The organism is Phenylobacterium sp., assembly GCF_013911965.1.
GTDB lineage: Bacteria > Pseudomonadota > Alphaproteobacteria > Caulobacterales > Caulobacteraceae > Phenylobacterium.
Window position 1 is genome coordinate 154,528 of record NZ_JACESE010000006.1, and the last position, 14,876, is coordinate 169,403.

Annotated in this window: 14 protein-coding genes; 7 read left to right on the plus strand and 7 right to left on the minus strand. The window is 67.9% G+C overall.

All coding sequences use genetic code 11. The features are described 5' to 3' along the window. Positions 1 to 7: 7 nt before the first annotated feature. The 3 genes from H2041_RS08260 (at position 8) to H2041_RS08270 (ending at position 4,020) form a co-directional block, all read left to right on the plus strand. Positions 8 to 3,100: an efflux RND transporter permease subunit gene (locus H2041_RS08260; protein ID WP_293411508.1), complete on the plus strand. Its 3,093-nt coding sequence runs from the start codon at positions 8 to 10 to the stop codon at positions 3,098 to 3,100. A 2-nt stretch (positions 3,101 to 3,102) separates the two neighbouring features. Next, entirely contained in the window at positions 3,103 to 3,453 is a 351-nt protein-coding gene (locus H2041_RS08265) for a DUF3147 family protein (RefSeq protein WP_293411510.1), read from the plus strand. Positions 3,454 to 3,696: 243 nt separating this feature from the next. Beyond that, complete coding sequence (locus H2041_RS08270) at positions 3,697 to 4,020, plus strand: hypothetical protein (RefSeq protein WP_293411512.1); 324 nt, start codon at positions 3,697 to 3,699, stop codon at positions 4,018 to 4,020. On the opposite strand, the gene H2041_RS08275 is transcribed toward H2041_RS08270, so the two are convergent. Next, positions 3,978 to 4,667, minus strand: coding sequence for a hypothetical protein (locus H2041_RS08275; protein WP_293411514.1), 690 nt, complete (start codon positions 4,665 to 4,667; stop codon positions 3,978 to 3,980). The genes H2041_RS08270 and H2041_RS08275 overlap by 43 nt on opposite strands. A 395-nt stretch (positions 4,668 to 5,062) precedes the next feature. Between H2041_RS08275 and H2041_RS08280 the strand changes: the two genes are divergently transcribed. Then, complete coding sequence (locus H2041_RS08280) at positions 5,063 to 5,296, plus strand: helix-turn-helix transcriptional regulator (protein ID WP_293411516.1); 234 nt, start codon at positions 5,063 to 5,065, stop codon at positions 5,294 to 5,296. Beyond that, positions 5,293 to 6,576, plus strand: a complete 1,284-nt coding sequence (locus H2041_RS08285; RefSeq protein WP_293411518.1) for a type II toxin-antitoxin system HipA family toxin — start codon at positions 5,293 to 5,295, stop codon at positions 6,574 to 6,576. The genes H2041_RS08280 and H2041_RS08285 overlap by 4 nt, the downstream gene beginning before the upstream one ends. A 3-nt stretch (positions 6,577 to 6,579) precedes the next feature. Here the strand turns inward: H2041_RS08285 and H2041_RS08290 are convergent, their stop codons facing one another. Continuing rightward, the gene (locus H2041_RS08290) at positions 6,580 to 7,389 is read right to left on the minus strand and encodes a hypothetical protein (RefSeq protein ID WP_293411520.1); all 810 of its coding nucleotides are present in this window, start codon (positions 7,387 to 7,389) and stop codon (positions 6,580 to 6,582) included. After that, complete coding sequence (locus tag H2041_RS08295; protein ID WP_293411522.1) at positions 7,382 to 7,588, minus strand: hypothetical protein; 207 nt, start codon at positions 7,586 to 7,588, stop codon at positions 7,382 to 7,384. The genes H2041_RS08290 and H2041_RS08295 overlap by 8 nt, the downstream gene beginning before the upstream one ends. Before the next feature lie 229 nt (positions 7,589 to 7,817). Between H2041_RS08295 and H2041_RS08300 the strand changes: the two genes are divergently transcribed. Then, positions 7,818 to 8,624 (plus strand): hypothetical protein, encoded by an 807-nt coding sequence (locus tag H2041_RS08300; RefSeq protein ID WP_293411524.1) that lies wholly within the window; start codon positions 7,818 to 7,820, stop codon positions 8,622 to 8,624. Between the two features lie 2 nt (positions 8,625 to 8,626). On the opposite strand, the gene H2041_RS08305 is transcribed toward H2041_RS08300, so the two are convergent. The 3 genes from H2041_RS08305 to H2041_RS08315 all read right to left on the minus strand — a co-directional run bounded on the left by H2041_RS08305 (position 8,627) and on the right by H2041_RS08315 (position 11,938). Beyond that, entirely contained in the window at positions 8,627 to 9,349 is a 723-nt protein-coding gene (locus H2041_RS08305) for an autoinducer binding domain-containing protein (RefSeq protein ID WP_293411526.1), read from the minus strand. A 91-nt stretch (positions 9,350 to 9,440) separates the two neighbouring features. After that, the gene (locus H2041_RS08310; RefSeq protein WP_293411528.1) at positions 9,441 to 10,598 is read right to left on the minus strand and encodes a DUF3363 domain-containing protein; all 1,158 of its coding nucleotides are present in this window, start codon (positions 10,596 to 10,598) and stop codon (positions 9,441 to 9,443) included. 407 nt (positions 10,599 to 11,005) lie between these two features. Next, positions 11,006 to 11,938 carry a DUF2493 domain-containing protein gene (locus tag H2041_RS08315; RefSeq protein WP_293411530.1) on the minus strand — a complete coding sequence of 311 codons (933 nt, stop codon included), beginning with the start codon at positions 11,936 to 11,938 and terminating at the stop codon, positions 11,006 to 11,008. Between the two features lie 1,350 nt (positions 11,939 to 13,288). On the opposite strand from H2041_RS08315, the gene H2041_RS08320 reads away from it, so the two are divergent. Further along, on the plus strand, positions 13,289 to 14,230 hold the full coding sequence (locus tag H2041_RS08320; RefSeq protein ID WP_293411532.1) for an ImmA/IrrE family metallo-endopeptidase: 942 nt from the start codon (positions 13,289 to 13,291) through the stop codon (positions 14,228 to 14,230). Positions 14,231 to 14,393: 163 nt separating this feature from the next. Here the strand turns inward: H2041_RS08320 and H2041_RS08325 are convergent, their stop codons facing one another. Beyond that, on the minus strand, positions 14,394 to 14,696 hold the full coding sequence (locus H2041_RS08325) for a lysozyme inhibitor LprI family protein (protein ID WP_293411534.1): 303 nt from the start codon (positions 14,694 to 14,696) through the stop codon (positions 14,394 to 14,396). Positions 14,697 to 14,876 lie beyond the last annotated feature (180 nt).

The window sequence follows — 14,876 nt, forward strand, 5'->3', positions numbered from 1 at the left end:
GGCGTCGATGATCCAGTCCCTTGTTCGCTGGTCGCTGAAGAACCGGCTCGTCGTCTATGCCCTGTCGATCCTGCTGACGCTGGCAGGTCTATACGTCGCCACGCGGACGCCGGTGGACGTCCTGCCCGACCTGACCGCCCCCAGTGTCCAGGTGGTCGTCGACGCCGGCGGCTACACCCCGAGCGAGGTCGAACAGCTGATCACCATTCCGCTGGAGACGGCGCTGAACGGGGCGCCGGGGCTTCGGCGCGTGCGCTCCAATTCCACCACGGGCCTCGCGGTCGTCACCCTGGAGTTCGACTGGGCGACCAACACCAGCGAGGCGCGGCGCATCGTCAGCGAGCGGCTCGGGTCAGCGGCCAGCGCCCTGCCGGACGACCTGCCACCGCCGATCATGGCCCCCGCCTCCTCGGTAATGGGCGAGATCATGTTCGTGGCGCTCCGCTCGCCCTCGCATTCGCCGATGGAGGTGAAGAGCGTCGCCGACTGGACCGTCCGCCGAAGGCTACTGGCCGTTCCCGGCATCGCCGAGGTAATGACCATCGGTGGCGACGAGCGCCAGGTGCAGCTGCTTCTGGACCCCGCGCGGATGAGCGCCCGGGGCGTCGGCGTCAACGAGGTTATCGCCGCCATGCGGTCGGCCAGCGCCACCCGCTCGGCGGGTGTCGTCGTGCAGAACGGTCAGGAGCTGCTGGTCGAAGGCGTCGGCCGCGCGACCACCGCCGAGGAGTTCGGCGAGGTGGTAGTGGGCGAGCAGGGCGGCGTTCCCGTACTGGCCCGCGATGTCGGCGATGTCCGCATCGGCGAGGGGCTGAAGCGAGGAACCGGCGCCTTCAACGGCCGGCCGGCGGTGATCTTCGCCATCCAGAAGCAGCCCAACGCCAACACCCTGGAACTGACCCGCTCGCTCGATGACGTGTTCGCGGACCTGCAACGCACCTTGCCGCGCGGCATGGTGCTGGAAACCAAGGTCTTCCGCCAGGCGGACTTCATCCAGCGCGCCGTGGATAATGTCTCACGCGCGCTGGTCGAGGGCCTCATCCTGGTTTCGCTGGTGGTGCTCGTCTTCCTGGCCTCATGGCGGGCGACGCTGGTGACCCTGGCGGCGATCCCCGTCTCCGTGGTCGCCGCGCTGATCGCGGTGAACGCGGTGGGCGGCACCATCAACACCATGACGCTCGGCGGCATCGCCATCGCGCTGGGCGTGCTGGTCGACGACGCCATCATCGTCGTCGAGAACATCGTCCGGCGCCTGCGCCTGGAGCGCCTCAAGCCTCCCGCCGAACAGGCGCCGCCCCTGCGCGTCGTCGGCGATGCTGCGGTGGAGGTGCAGGGGTCCATTGTCTTTGCGACCCTGATCATCCTCCTCGTGTTCCTGCCCCTTTTCGGCCTTACCGGGATCGAGGGTCGGCTGCTGCAGCCTCTGGCGCTCGCCTATGGGGTCGCGCTGCTGGCGAGCCTCCTCGTCGCCCTGACCCTGACGCCCGTGCTCGGGCTCGATGTCCTGTCGCGCTCCGAGCGGGCGCTCGGCCCCGAACCGCGCTGGGTGCTCGGCATGAAGGCCCGCTACGGCCGCGCGCTCGACCGCCTGCTTCCCCGCTGGCGGCTGCTCGCCGGCGTGGCAGGCGCGCTGGTGCTCGTCGCGGGGATCGGCCTGGCGCTCTCGGGCCGCGCCTTCCTGCCGGAGTTCAACGAGGGCAGCCTGACGGTGAACGTCACCACCCTGCCGGGGACCTCTCTTGCCGCATCCGATGCCGCCGCCGCGCAGGTCGAGGCGGCGATGCTGGCCCAGCCGGAAATCGCAACCACGGCGCGACGCACCGGCCGGGCCCCCGGTGACCCCCATGCCCAGGAGGTGTTCGCCTCTGAGATCGAAGCGACGCTCAAGCCGGGTGGCCGCGATCGGGAGGCTTTGCTCGCCGCGCTCCGCCAGTCGGTGGGCCAGATCCCGGGCGTGCAGGCCATATACGGCCAGCCCATTTCGCACCGGATCGATCACATCCTCTCGGGGGCCCGCGCCAACATCGCGGTGAAGGTCTTCGCCCCGGACACGGCGACTCTCAACCGCCTGGCGCAGGAGGTGCAAACCCGCGTGGCGCAAGTGCCGGGTGCGGTCGACGTGCAGACCGACACCCAGAGCCAGGTGCCCTATCTGCGCCTGCGTTTCCGCCGCGCGGACCTGGCCCTGGCTGGCCTCACGCCGGCCGAAGCTGCCGACGCGGTGAGCGCCGCCATCGGCGGCGCGCCGGTGGGCAGCCTTGTGGAACGGCCGGTGATCACCGATGTGGTGGTCCGTTACGATCCCGCCCTCTACGGCGATGGCTCGATGCTCGGCGCGATGCTGCTGTCCACTGATGACGGCCGCCTGATCCCCTTGAGCGCCGTCGCCGACGTGGTCCGCGACCAGGGACCGAACGCCATCTCGCGCGAAAGCGTCGAGCGGGTGCAACTCGTCCTGGCCAACGTCTCAGGGCGCGACCTCGGGGCGGTGGTGGACGACATCCGGTCAGCGCTCGCCCCCGTGCGACTCCCGCAGGGCGCGCGCATCGAACTGGGCGGCCAGTTCGAGAGCGCCGCCTCGGCGACCCGCACCTTGCTCGCCCTGGGGGCCATCGTCCTCGTCGGCATGTTCCTCCTCCTGCGCCAAGCCTTCGGCTCCAGCCGCGATGCGGGCGTGGTCATGCTGAACCTGCCGCTGGCGCTGGTCGGCGGGGTAGCGGGGCTCTGGCTGATCGGCGGCGTGCTTTCGGTCGCCACCATCATCGGCTTTATCACGCTGTTCGGCATTGCGACCCGCAATGGCGTCATGCTGATCAGCCACATCAAGCACCTGCGCGAGGTGGAGGGTGTGGTCAACCTGGAGGTGGCTGTGCGCCAGGCGTCCGAAGAGCGCCTCGTGCCGATCCTGATGACGGCTATCGCCGCTGGCCTCGCCCTCGTCCCGCTGGCGCTCGCCATGGGCCGGCCGGGAAGCGAGATTCAAGCGCCGATGGCGGTGGTCATCCTCTGTGGCTTGGCCAGCTCGACGGCGCTCAACATGCTGGTCCTGCCGGCCATCTATCTGCGCGCGGCTCGCGGGCGCAGCGCATCGGAAGCCTGAGCATGCTCTATCTCCTCCTCAAGGCGGCGACCTCCGGCGTCATCATCGCCCTGGCCTCGGAAGTCGCGCGCCGTTTCTCGGGCTGGGGGGCGCTGATCGCTTCGCTGCCGCTGGTGTCGATCCTCGGCATGATCTGGTTGTGGCGCGACACCTCGGATCCGCAGCGTCTGGCGGATCATGCCCAGGCGACCTTCTGGTTCGTACTGCCGAGCCTTCCGATGTTCCTGCTGGTGCCGCTCCTCCTGCGGCGCGGCGTGGGCTTCTGGCCCGCACTTCTAGGCGGATGCGCTTTGACCGTAGTGCTCTACATCGCGATGACAGCCTTGCTGACGCGAACGGGCGTGAAGCTTTGACCGAAACGACGGCGCCTGACTCCCCGTTTTGGTCGGTCGTGACGCAAGCCGTCAATCACCCTCGTCGCTTCCGGATCTGCTCGGCACTTTGAACGACCCGCTCGTCACTGGGTCCAATGCGTCTGCTTCACTAAGCGCCCAAGCGGCCCATTTCTGCATGCCGTCTGACACGCCCTCACGCTGGCTCGCGAGGACCTCGGACACAAACCCGCGGATGTCCTGGGCTGACCGCCAAGCCTGCGCTTGGCCAAACAGCATCTCGCGGCGCGCCTTCTCCTCCGCAGCGCGCCTCTCGCGCTGACGCCGCTCCGCATCGGCGCGTCGTCGTTCGACTTCAGCCTCCAGCCGCGCCCGCTCTTCGAGCAGCCATCGGTGGTGGGCAATACAACGGGCGCGATATGTGGCTTCGCCTGCCACGACGGTCTCAAGGGCGATCGCCCCCAACTTGGCTTCAAGCTTTCCCTCGTCGTCGTCGGCCCAGACTGGGCGGTAGTCGGAAGCCTCCGCTTCTCCGATGACGAGCTTCAGTTCATCGACGGCGTCTGGCCGAACGGGCCACTCCCATGACGGGTAGGTTTCGCCGACGGATGATCGAGCGAAAGGCTCAAGTCAGTGTGACCGACGCGCGCACGAATCTCGCGGCCCGTCGGACCGGTCACCTCCAGGCTGGCGCCGGCCTTCGAGAGTCCGATCGCCAGACCATTGAGGATGGCGAGGCGCCGTCGCTCGAACGCTCCTGTGAACAGCGGTCGGTCCCACTCCCATCCGCTCGCGGCGAATTTCTGAGCCCGCCTCGCATCCTTCTCGAGCAGCTTCCGTAGTCCGTCGTGCGGGCTGGTAAGATCCCGGACGGACTTGACCTTGCCAAGCCGGCGTTCGGCGCGCTTCCGCACACTCTCAAGAGGCTCGGGAAAGTTTGGCGGGTCTGGTACACGCTCCGCCAAGCGGGCTTCCGGGTCGCTGTTCCATGACCAGCGGTCCCCACCGAACGTGACGTACTCGCTGGCGCCGGGATCTCGCGGAGGGAGCGCCTGGGCTTCCACGCGCTTGCCGGCCGCGAGCTTCGCCCAGTAGCCACGCTCCGGCACAGGTATGCCGGCTGCGATGCAGTGCTTCTTGAGGCCGACATCGGAAATTCCGAAGCGTTCGGCCACGGTTCGCATCGGGTCGGTCCAGACGAGTTTGTGAAGATCTTCGCGCTTAAGGGTCGGCATGGTGAGCGCTGGGGAGCGTGGAGGTTGTCGCCAAGCTGCTAGGCCAACTCACCTTGCATTTGCGAGTACCCGCGCAGCCTTGAAGTTCGCTGCGGCGAGCCAAGCTCCTCACGGATAGCTTCGACCCTACGGCGATGGGCGTCTCGGATGCGCAGGACCGTGCAAGTCCGCCGCAGCGCCGCGTTATACCCTGCGAGGGACATTCAGGCGATGCCTGCTTGCCTTGAGATTGCCCGTTCGGGAAACTCTCCGCCTTCTGATGTGCGGAATGATTCGAATGCACCGATCGGTAAAGTTTGACCGTTAGAAGGGCTAGACACTTCTAAATGTCCCGATCGGATAATTTAGCTTGACTTAGCTCACTTGGAAATGCAAATTTCCCGATCGGGAAAGCCATGACCGCGCCTCTCTCAGATATCGGCCAAGCCGTACGCACCGCCCGCAGGGGCATGGGCCTGACGCAGCCTGAACTCGCGGCCGCGGCCGGGGTCGGCCTGCGCTTCCTCGTGGAGCTCGAGCGCGGCAAGCCGACTGTGCGGCTTGACCGGATGCTGGCTGTCCTCGACGCGCTCGGCCTCGAGCTGCAGATCGCGCCGCGCGGCCGCAGTCCTTCCGGCGCTGCCCAATGATCAGGTCTCTGACCGTCTGGTGGGACGGCGCCCGCGTCGGTCTGCTCCGCATCGACGAGAACGGCGACCTGGAGTTCGTCTACGACGGGGCATGGCTGGAGGACGGGACGAAGCCTGCCATCTCTATCTCGCTGCCGAAGCGTCCCGGAGCCTTCAGCCGGCGGGAGACGCGGCCCTTCTTCGCGGGCCTCCTGCCCGAGGAGACGCAGCGGGACGCCGTGGCCCATGCGCTCGGCGTTTCGAGGGCCAATGACTTCCGCCTGCTTGAACGGCTCGGGGGAGACGTCGCCGGCGCGCTCACCCTCTGGCCCGAGGGGGACCTCCCCCCTGAGCCGCAGGGCGTCGCCGCTACCGAGCCGCTCACCGACGAGACCTTGCTGGAGGTCCTCGCCAGACTTCCGGCGCGGCCGATGCTTGCCGGGGAGGAAGGCCTGCGCCTCTCCCTCGCCGGCGCCCAGCAGAAGCTCCCAATTGTGCTCGTCAACGGCCGGGTGGCGCTGCCGGCGCCCGGCCAGCCGAGCACCCACATCCTTAAGCCGGCCATCGAGCGCCTGCCGGGCACGACCGAGAACGAGGCCCTGGCCATGCGCCTCGCCGCCGCCCTAGGCCTTCGGGTGGCGCCGGTGGAGCCCCGTCGCACCGGCGAGCGGACCTATCTGCTGGTCGAGCGCTACGACCGCGACGTCGGCACCGACGGCTCCATCCGCCGCCTGCACCAGGAAGACTTTTGCCAAGCCCTGGGCGTCGCCCCGGAGCGGAAGTACGCCTCCGAGGGCGGTCCGATCTTCCGGGACTGCTTCGATCTCCTCCGCCGCGCCTGCGCCGCGCCCGCGCCTGCGGTGCTGCGCCTCGTCGATGCCGCCATCTTCAACGTGCTCGTCGGCAATGCGGACGCGCACGGTAAGAACTACAGCCTCCTCTATTTGGACAGAGGCATCGACTTCGCGCCGCTCTACGACCTGCTCTGCACCGCGGCCTATCCCGACGTGCACGCCAAGCTCGCCATGAAGGTGGGCAAGCGCTCGACCCTTGAGGAGTTCACGCCCGATACCTGGGACGATTTCGCAAAAGAGATCGGCGTCGGCGCGCCGTTCGTGCGGCGGCGTGCGGGCGCGATCGCCGGTCTGGCCCTGGAGCGGATTGGTGCGGTCGGGGAGGAGATCGCCGCCATCGGCTTTGGAGGCGAACACCTCGAACGCGCCTCGGTGCTGATCACCGAGCGGGCTAAGACCCTGGTCGCGCTCGCAGAGGGCCGGCATCTCCCCACCCGCAGGCGCTAGAGTCTACCGCGGGTCTGCAAGCAGCCGATCCAGCCGCTCCGACCGCACGCTGTACGGGCGGTTCGTTGCACTCGTTGGATCTTCGTCCGGCTCATCGTCGTAGCGCCATTCCGAACGCCAGGCGGCTGCGAGCTCCGGGCTTTCCCAGAAGGCGACAAGCCGCGTGTAGATGGCGCGAACCAAAGTCGTCCGCTCGATCCGGATGTCCAGGTCGATGGTGTCGTCGGCCTCGGCGTCATTGGTGACCACGAACCGCACGGTGGCGCCCTGCGGCTCGAAGATGTGGAAGCTGACGACCACCCCTTCGGTGTCGATCAGGAGCCTCGGCGCACGACCCGCCGCCACCGCGTCCAGCCAGCTCGTGAGAGATGGGAATGGATCGAACACAGTGCTTGCCGAGAAGCTCACGGTCTGAGCGCCGGCGGCGATGGTCACCGGCAGCCAGCCGATGTGTGGGACCTCGAGGTCGAAGCTGAGACCATCGACCGATTTCGGCTTGCCCGGCAGCGGCGCAAGCGGCTCATCCGGCGCCCGCCATCGCCCGATCGACGCATCGAAAACCCAATCGTGCCCGGCGCCCGACCAGATGTCGGGACCAAGGAGCTCCTGCAGACCCGACGGCGGGTCGCGCATAAGAACCGTCATCACCTCGCGGATCTCCGCCGGGGCGATGGCGGCCTCAGCCAGCGCCTGACGAAGCTCTTGCTCCCCGCCTCCGAGGAGCATCATCCTCCAGCCCACCAGTTCGGTTTCCCGAACGGCGAAGTAGCGCACGGCGGACCTTGGAAGCTCGAAACCCCGCTGGTCAGCCATCAGGACTATCCGTCGCGAGGTTGGCCGCATGCCGCGCCCGCGCTTCGGCCACCGCCGCCTCATAGTCCCGTTCCGCCGCCATGCGACCAAGCAGGCCGGCGATCTCCAGCGCTTTCTCCCAGGCCTCCGCTGCTTCCTCGGGCGTGCCCGGCTCGATGATCTCGACCTCGCCGTTCGGTCCCAGGCGCGCGATGGCCATGCTCGTCTCCCCCAAACCTGCTCGCATCCATCGTGGCTTGCGGGCAACAATGACGCCAGCCCCCCTCGTCGAAGGCGCGTCCCGCCTTGACCGCCGCGCCCGTCAGGCACAGCTTCGTGGCTCGACAATCATCCGAGCTCCGACAACCTGACCTGCACACCCCGCCAGCCTCCGGCTGAGCGGGCGCTTTCGTTTGCGCGGAGCTCCCCGGTCAGAAGGAGAGGCCCGCATGCGTAAGGACATGGCGAAGGTTATCGTTGAGCGCCCGCGCAAGATCGACAGCTATCGGCGGCGCGGACGCTACGTGGACGACGAGCTTCTGCCCAAGGCGATCGGCCTGCGCCGCCATGTGCAGGAGGCTGGCGGCTACAAGATGCTCAACGAGAACCTGGCCCCGCTGCAGCGCTATCTCTCGCGTCAGGTCGGCCGGCCCTGGAACAAGATCTACGCCGAGATCGCCGAGCACCTGAAGCCCACCAGCACCGTGCAGCAGCATGTGCGCGATCACCTGAAGGATTTCGTGCAACTCCATCCTTCCGAGGACGTGCGTCAGTACCCCTGGAGCCGTCGGCCGTGGTTCCAGCCCTTCTACGTCGATCGGCGGGACGGTCTCCTCAAGCGGACGGATAGGCTAGCCTGGGCGAAGGCGTTCGCGGCCCGCCCGTCTCCGTCGAAAGCTGCCGACGTCATGCCGCTCGACGACAACCGCGAGCTGCGTCGCCTCGGCGGCTTGTGGTTCGAGGTGAGGCTCGCGCCGCTTCCCGAACCCGAATATCGCGCGGTCACGCGCAGCGTCTCCAGCCACGGAAAGCCGCCGCGCGAAGCCTCCCTTCGGCAGCTCGTCACGCCCGCCGTGCACGACGCCGTCACGGGCGCGGCCGTCTGTGCGGGTCCGGAACTCGATGAGCCACGGGCATGGGAGGCCTACCGCAAGGCGCACACCAGGAGGCTCTATGCGGTCGCCAAGCGCCAGGTCTCCCGGGCTGAGCTCCGCCGTTACGGTCTGACCAACGACCCCGCCGGGGAGCCGAGCTGAGGTCAGGCGAGCCAGCCCCTTTCCCAAGCCTCCGACGCTGCCACCGCCCGTTTGGGCGTATTCAGCAGCCCCTTGGCCTTCTCCAGGTGGTTGTGAACGGTCCGCGCCGAGATGCCGAGCAGCACGCCGATCTCGGCGTCCGTCTTGCCCGCCCGCACCCAGCGCAGGCATTCGGCCTGCCGCGGGGAGAGGGGACTCGGGAGCGGCGGGTTGAAGCCATCGACGATCTCGCGCCCGCGCAGCACGAAGTAGGTCCCCGCCAGATAGAGGGCGCCGCGCACCTCCGGGCACAGGTCCATCGCCGGCCCGCTGAAGGCCCCGGTAAGCACGGCCCCATCCGTGTCGCGAACCGGCACCACGAAGCCTTCGCGGCAGCCGGTGTGCTCGAAACAGGCGCCCATAACCGCCTCGGCCCCACGCGTCCTGTACTCAGCGAGCGCTTCTGACCAGGCGAAGGGCCGCGCCGACCCCAGCAGCTGCTTCACCGCCGGATCGTCCTCCCAATAGGCGTTGCGAACGTAGTGGCGGCCCCACTCGCGCCACCGCTCGCCCACAAGCACCCTGGGATTGATCGGCTGCCCGGGCACGTGGATCAGGTTGGCGGACAGGCAGGAGACCCCGAACGGCTCCAGCCGCACCTTCAGATCCTCTGCCAGAGCATCCGCATCATCGATCCCGTCGATCTGAGCGACAAACTCCAGAACCCGTACAACTTCACTTCGCATGCGGCCCTCGAAACGCTAAGCGCGTGCCGCCACCCCAACGCAACCCATACTTGATCTTCGAACAATGGGGCGCGTTTTGGGCAAACGCTGTTCAGAGGCCGCGCTCCGCCGTGGAGCGGCCAAGCCCGAGGATCTGCGCGCCCTTGGGTCCGGGCATGAGCTCCACCTGGGCGCCAAGCTTCGGGGACGACCGGCCAAATGCCAGCCGCGCGTAGTGCTCGGTCCCGGCTCTGTCCCGGACGATGACGTAGGCCGCGCCGCCCAGCTCGTCGTGCGAGCCGCTCCGCACGACCCGCCCGCGCACCTTCTGGTCGCCAAGCTGCTGCACATTGCGCGCCCCCTCGAGCCGGCGCTGGTTCAGGGTCCGGATGACATCCTGCCGGATCTGCAGCGTCCGCAGCTTCACCTCGAGGTCCGCCGCTAGCCGATATCGGTGCCCGAAAGGCGACGCGAGGCCGAGCTTCTCCAGGTGCCGCAGCCGGCCGCGGGTCAGGGCCGCCCAGGCGTCGCTGCGTCCGACGCCATCGTCCACCAGGCCGTCCTGATCGGCCGCCGCCAGCAGCCTTCGGTCGAAGCCGGTAAAGCGGTCGACCCCCGTCTCCTTCCAGATGCGCCGCTCGGCCTCTGCCCGGCTGAGATCCCCCAGCCGCTCCTGCGCCACCTCCTGCGCCCGCGCCCTGAAGCCGTAGCCGATGTAGTCCCGCGGGATAACCAGGTCGCGGCCGTCGTCCCGCTTACCGCGGACCAGCACATGCGCATGCGGCTGGTCGGTGTCGAAGTGGCAGGTCCCAATCCACGCCAGCCCCGGCTCGCCAAGGTCGGCCGACACCCGCGCCATCACCTCCCCGACGTAGCCCTTCAGGTCGTCGATGCGGTCGCCGTGCTCGGGCGAAATGATGAAGCGGAAGTGGTGCCGGTCTGCACCCCAGCCGCCGGTCCTCTCGACAGCATTGAGGCCTTCGGCGTCCCGATCAAAGAACTCCGGCCTCGCCCCCTCGACGCCGGCGCCGCTCCGCCCGAGATAGGCCACGTGCCGCGCCAGAGCCGCGCCGCGGACTGCGCCCTTGCCCTTATGCCGGCAGACCAGCGCCTTGACGATCACCCGCTGCCGGACGTCCAGCCGGAAGGCCCGGCCGGAGCGTCCCTGCGCCGCCTTGAGCACCCCTGAACGATCCCCGAGAGCGAACAGCCGCGACGCGGCCAGCCGCTGGTAGAGCGCCGTCCGGACGCCCTGCCGATCCCGCTTCATGGACCGTGGAAGCCGAACGCGCGGCCCTTCCTCCTCGCGGCCGTTCGCCCCTGAAAGCCGGGCCTCTATCGCCTGTCTGACGAGCATCGCAGGCCTCTCCTGCTGCTGATCCAGCCGGCTCGCAGGCGTAACTCAACGAAAGTCGCAGATCGGCGGCGTCGCGCCAGCAAGCCGCTGACAGCGTAGAAGAAAAACGCCCCGCGAACATCCTCCTTTTATCTTGCCCTAAGCAAGAAAACAGAGATTTCCGCCGCTGCTCATCTATTCAGATCAACAGCCATCAACACGCGACAACATTCAAAAGCATGACGCGAGTCGGCCGCCGCGAGCAGTGGCTCCATCCGACAAAAAGAAAGCCCCGCCCGGCTGGGGAGCCGAACGGGGCTGAAGATCAGGCTTTGAAGACCTCAGTGAGGACGCTGACGGATGGCCATGTGCCGCAGCCCCTGGGCCGCCGCCTGCTGCGCCATGTTGAGCGCCGGCCCGAACGGCTTCGACCCGTCCGCCCGCGCGTCGTCCAGCGAGTGGCTCAGGGTCAGGCAGCAGGCCGGCTGTAGCGCCAGAAGCTCGTCGTTCGCCCGGAACGGCGCCGCCTTCCCATGCCGCTCGAAGTCAGCCTTCGCCAGCACGAGCTTCACGCCCTTCTGCCGCGCCCAGCGGATGGCGAGCTTCTCCGCGCCCTTCGCTCCGGTGGTGGCTAAGGCCATGTCCGGCCACTGCGCCTTGGCCCAGTTCAGGGCGTCGAAGATGCGGTTCGCATCCGCCGCCGTGTCAGCCATCGGCGCCGCCCGGAAGGCGACGATCGGACCGCCCGGGTCCTGCTCGGCCCTGCGCCGCGCTTCGATCCCCCGCAGCGCCTGCTTGGCCTCCAATTGCGCCGCCGTCAGGTGCGTGCCGCGCCGGCTTCCACGCCAGGCCGTCCAGACGTCGCCGGTCTGGGTGGTGTAGAGTTCCGAGGCGGCGTCGCGGATCAGCTCCGCCGCCATCTGAGCCACGTCCGCCGAGCGCGCCTTCAGCGTCGCCTCCTGCAGCTCGGTATCCGCAAGCTCGGACCCGTCGAAGTCCCGCTCCAGCACCCGCATGCGGTCCCGCGCCCGGTCCGCCTCACGCTCGATCCGGCCCGCCGCGGAATGGAAGGCGCCGATCAGGCTCTCGGCCAGGATCGCCTGGACGTCCTCCAGCGCGGTCTCGCCGACCACATCCAACAGCTCGGTCATCATCGCCTGCCCGAGCTGGACGAGCGCCGCTTCCGTCGGATGCGGACGCGCATCCTCGATGCCAGCGGCCATCACGTCGAACGCGGTATCGCCGGAATTGAAGGCATGCAGGGAGAAGGTCATGGGAAGCTCCTTTGAGCGAAGAAGCCGTGCGCCCTATGCGCAACGACCCTCTCCCCGCCCACGTCGGGCCCCGGGATGTCACCGGAGCGGAGCCGAAGGCGCAGCGCAGGGGAACGGCCGCCTGGCCGTTGACATCCAGGGTGACGTGACAGGATCGGAGGTCGTTGTGTGGGGGCATTGCGCCCGCCAAAGGCGGGCGCTCCGTCCGGCGCGCCCCTCGCGCCGGGACGGACGAACGATCAGGCGCCGCGGTCTGTTCGACGGCGTAGGCGCCGTCGCACCTGGGAGGTGTCCGCACGCGATTGGACGGGGCCCAACACCCAGGGCCGTCTTCACTCAGCGAAGTTGGAGATGCACCTCTTCTATAGGCGGAAGCGGTGTGCCCCTATCCAGAGACCGGACGACGGATTCCGGTGGGCGACGACTCGCAAACCCGCCATCGACGTGGCGCAGGAAGAGCGAGGCCAAAGCGATGAAGTTGGCCTTCTGATCCGAAGGGCCGCAACAGTCTGCATATCGCCGGCTCTCCGAGCCGCAGCCGCAGAGTTCATCGGGTCGGCATTCGACCCGCCTGTAATACGCCTGAAGGTGAGGGTGGCCGTGAAGGAGCGCATACTGCTTGCCCGGCCACCGGCCAAGATGAGCTAGATGCAGGTGCCTCAGCGCCCAGACCGTATAAAGGTCGAGTAGAGTTCGCAGATCGCCGCCTTCGTCCCACGCGTGATCGTCAGCGGAAAAGGCGCAGATCGAACCGTCCTGGAAGTTCGTGTGGCGGGGACCGATCCACACGGGACCGTCGGCGCCGCGCCAATACGCCCAGCCGCGGACGCCCGCGCCAGGTCGATCAGGCAGGGCGACGAGGAACGTGACTCTGTGGGGGAGTCCGGTGAGCACCAAGCTGTCCGCCACAAGCCACGTTCCCTTCTCGTCGGGGTGTAGCTGCGCCGAAGGGTAAGCCTCCTTCAGGCAAGCGGCCTGGCCCACGTAAGCGGCGCGAAGATCTGTGCTGCCGATCCGTGGTGGGGAACGGGGCGGCCGTGGTCGATCGGCTGCCCCTTGCCGTCGGGCGGTCCTTTGCCGTGGTCCGGCTGAGGGTCTTGGCGGGGTCGATCCTGCATCACCGATGTCCTTTTCTTGCAGAAGGTTGAGGCCGAGGCTGACGACGCCTCGGTTGTGCACACGGAGCGGGCGCTGCTCGTCGAGCGCTTGGCCCAGTTCCCGCAGCACAGACATCACCTCAGGTGCTAAGGGCTCTTCCTTCGGTGTCTGAGCTGTGCGAATCTGTGTCACCAGCACAGCTTCGGGCGCCGACCCGGAGTGTGTCAAGGCGTGTCGTTCGCACAGAGCATTATGGCATCATTCGAAGACCAGCTGATCCAGGCGATGAAGCGCAAGCGCGAGGCCGAGGGCTTGAGCATTCGCGCGCTTTCCGCCGCCATCGGGATCAGCTTCTCCACCCTGGCCCGTATCGAAAGGGGAGAGGGGCAGCCCGACAACAACTCCAAGATCAGGCTGTTGGAATGGCTGGGAGCCGACGCGGAAGCCGCCGGCCTAGGCTTCGAGAACGTCGCGCTTGTGCACTTCCGCGCAGCGAAGAACGTTCAGTCCACGACGGTGCGTACTTTGCTGAAGGCGGCGGATTGCCTCCGCCGCACGCTCGGCGGCCACAACGCGCACCGCCCTGCCGACGAGGTCGGCGACGGCGCGTCCGAAGCGGTGTCGCTTTCGAAGGAAGAACTTGAGCAGACCGCGGAGCGATTTCGCGCGGATCTCGGCCTCGCGCCGGACCAGCCATTGGACAGCCTGCGCATCAAGGTGGAGGGCGTAACTGTCGTCGGGGCAAGCGTGTCCGACAGCCTTGAGCCGAGCCTTAAGGCCGCCCTGCTCGGTGGCTTGAGTGGAGAGTGGTCCGCGATGAGCGTACCGCTGGATGCCGACCACGATGAATGGGCCGTCCTGCTTAACGACAGCCATACTGTTGAACGGCAGCGCGTGACCGTCCTCGAAGAGTTCTGGCACATCCTGTTAGGGCATAAGCTTACCAAAATCTCTCGCGTGGCCGAAGCCTACGGGCGGACTTACGACAGCGCCGAAGAGCACGACGCCTACTACTGTGCCTCAGCGACTCTTCTGCCGAGAGCGGCTGTGGCGGGCGCTGTCGCCGAAAAGCAGACATCAGCGCAGATCGCGGCAAGATTCGGCACCTCGCCAGAGCTCGTCGACTACCGGATCAAGCGCCTCGGCCTCTGGCGCGAGCACGTAGGAAAGCAGGTTCAGCTCGCACCGGAATAAACGCGCCCCCGCGTGAGGGATCGTCACCCGAAGGGCGGAGACCCGGCACGGGGCTCCGGGAGCCGCGCCAGCGGCGAGTAGAGCCCGACCCGGCCGTCAGGCCGGGGCACGCCCGTCGCTCGCTATTCCAGCGGCAAGGCGAGCATCTCCCACCGACCCTGGATTAGCCGGCATCCCCCATCGCTTCGAGCTCGATGGTGCGCCGCACCGTCGCATCGAGAATGCAGCCTCCGCTGTTGAGAATATCCATCGTGCCGCCGCTCTGGCTCTCGGAGGCGCACTTCGTGTCCCGGAACTTGATCCAGGCGCGCTGGGCGTCCCGGAGCTTCTGCCGCGGCGCCTCTTCAAGTCCGCGCATCACCTGCTGGTAGGCGGCGTTCAACTTGCCGTCCTGCACTTCGATCTCCGCCGAAGTGCAGTCGGCCATCGCCACGGTCACGCCTTGCGCGGCCTCACCAGTGCTCATGCACGCGTCGTATGCCGGGGAGTAGCGCGCCTCCACGGACGAGGCGTCGGCCGCAGGGGCCACTGACGGGGCAGCTGCCTGAGCCGCTGGCGGCTGAGGCGCCGGCGCTGCGGCTATGGTGGTATCGACGGCTCCGGCGTTCGTGGCGGCCTTGTCTGCTGAGCGGTCACAGCCAGCCAG

Coding starts and splice junctions, on each gene's coding strand:
- H2041_RS08265 (WP_293411510.1), top strand. CDS start 3,103: ATGCTCTATCTCCTCCTCAAGGCGGCGACCTCCGGCGTCATCATCGCC.
- H2041_RS08300 (WP_293411524.1), top strand. CDS start 7,818: ATGCGTAAGGACATGGCGAAGGTTATCGTTGAGCGCCCGCGCAAGATC.
- H2041_RS08285 (WP_293411518.1), top strand. CDS start 5,293: ATGATCAGGTCTCTGACCGTCTGGTGGGACGGCGCCCGCGTCGGTCTG.
- H2041_RS08280 (WP_293411516.1), top strand. CDS start 5,063: ATGACCGCGCCTCTCTCAGATATCGGCCAAGCCGTACGCACCGCCCGC.
- H2041_RS08325 (WP_293411534.1), bottom strand. CDS start 14,696: ATGAGCACTGGTGAGGCCGCGCAAGGCGTGACCGTGGCGATGGCCGAC.
- H2041_RS08260 (WP_293411508.1), top strand. CDS start 8: ATGATCCAGTCCCTTGTTCGCTGGTCGCTGAAGAACCGGCTCGTCGTC.
- H2041_RS08275 (WP_293411514.1), bottom strand. CDS start 4,667: ATGCCGACCCTTAAGCGCGAAGATCTTCACAAACTCGTCTGGACCGAC.
- H2041_RS08290 (WP_293411520.1), bottom strand. CDS start 7,389: ATGGCTGACCAGCGGGGTTTCGAGCTTCCAAGGTCCGCCGTGCGCTAC.
- H2041_RS08305 (WP_293411526.1), bottom strand. CDS start 9,349: ATGCGAAGTGAAGTTGTACGGGTTCTGGAGTTTGTCGCTCAGATCGAC.
- H2041_RS08295 (WP_293411522.1), bottom strand. CDS start 7,588: ATGGCCATCGCGCGCCTGGGACCGAACGGCGAGGTCGAGATCATCGAG.
- H2041_RS08310 (WP_293411528.1), bottom strand. CDS start 10,598: ATGAAGCGGGATCGGCAGGGCGTCCGGACGGCGCTCTACCAGCGGCTG.
- H2041_RS08315 (WP_293411530.1), bottom strand. CDS start 11,938: ATGACCTTCTCCCTGCATGCCTTCAATTCCGGCGATACCGCGTTCGAC.
- H2041_RS08320 (WP_293411532.1), top strand. CDS start 13,289: ATGGCATCATTCGAAGACCAGCTGATCCAGGCGATGAAGCGCAAGCGC.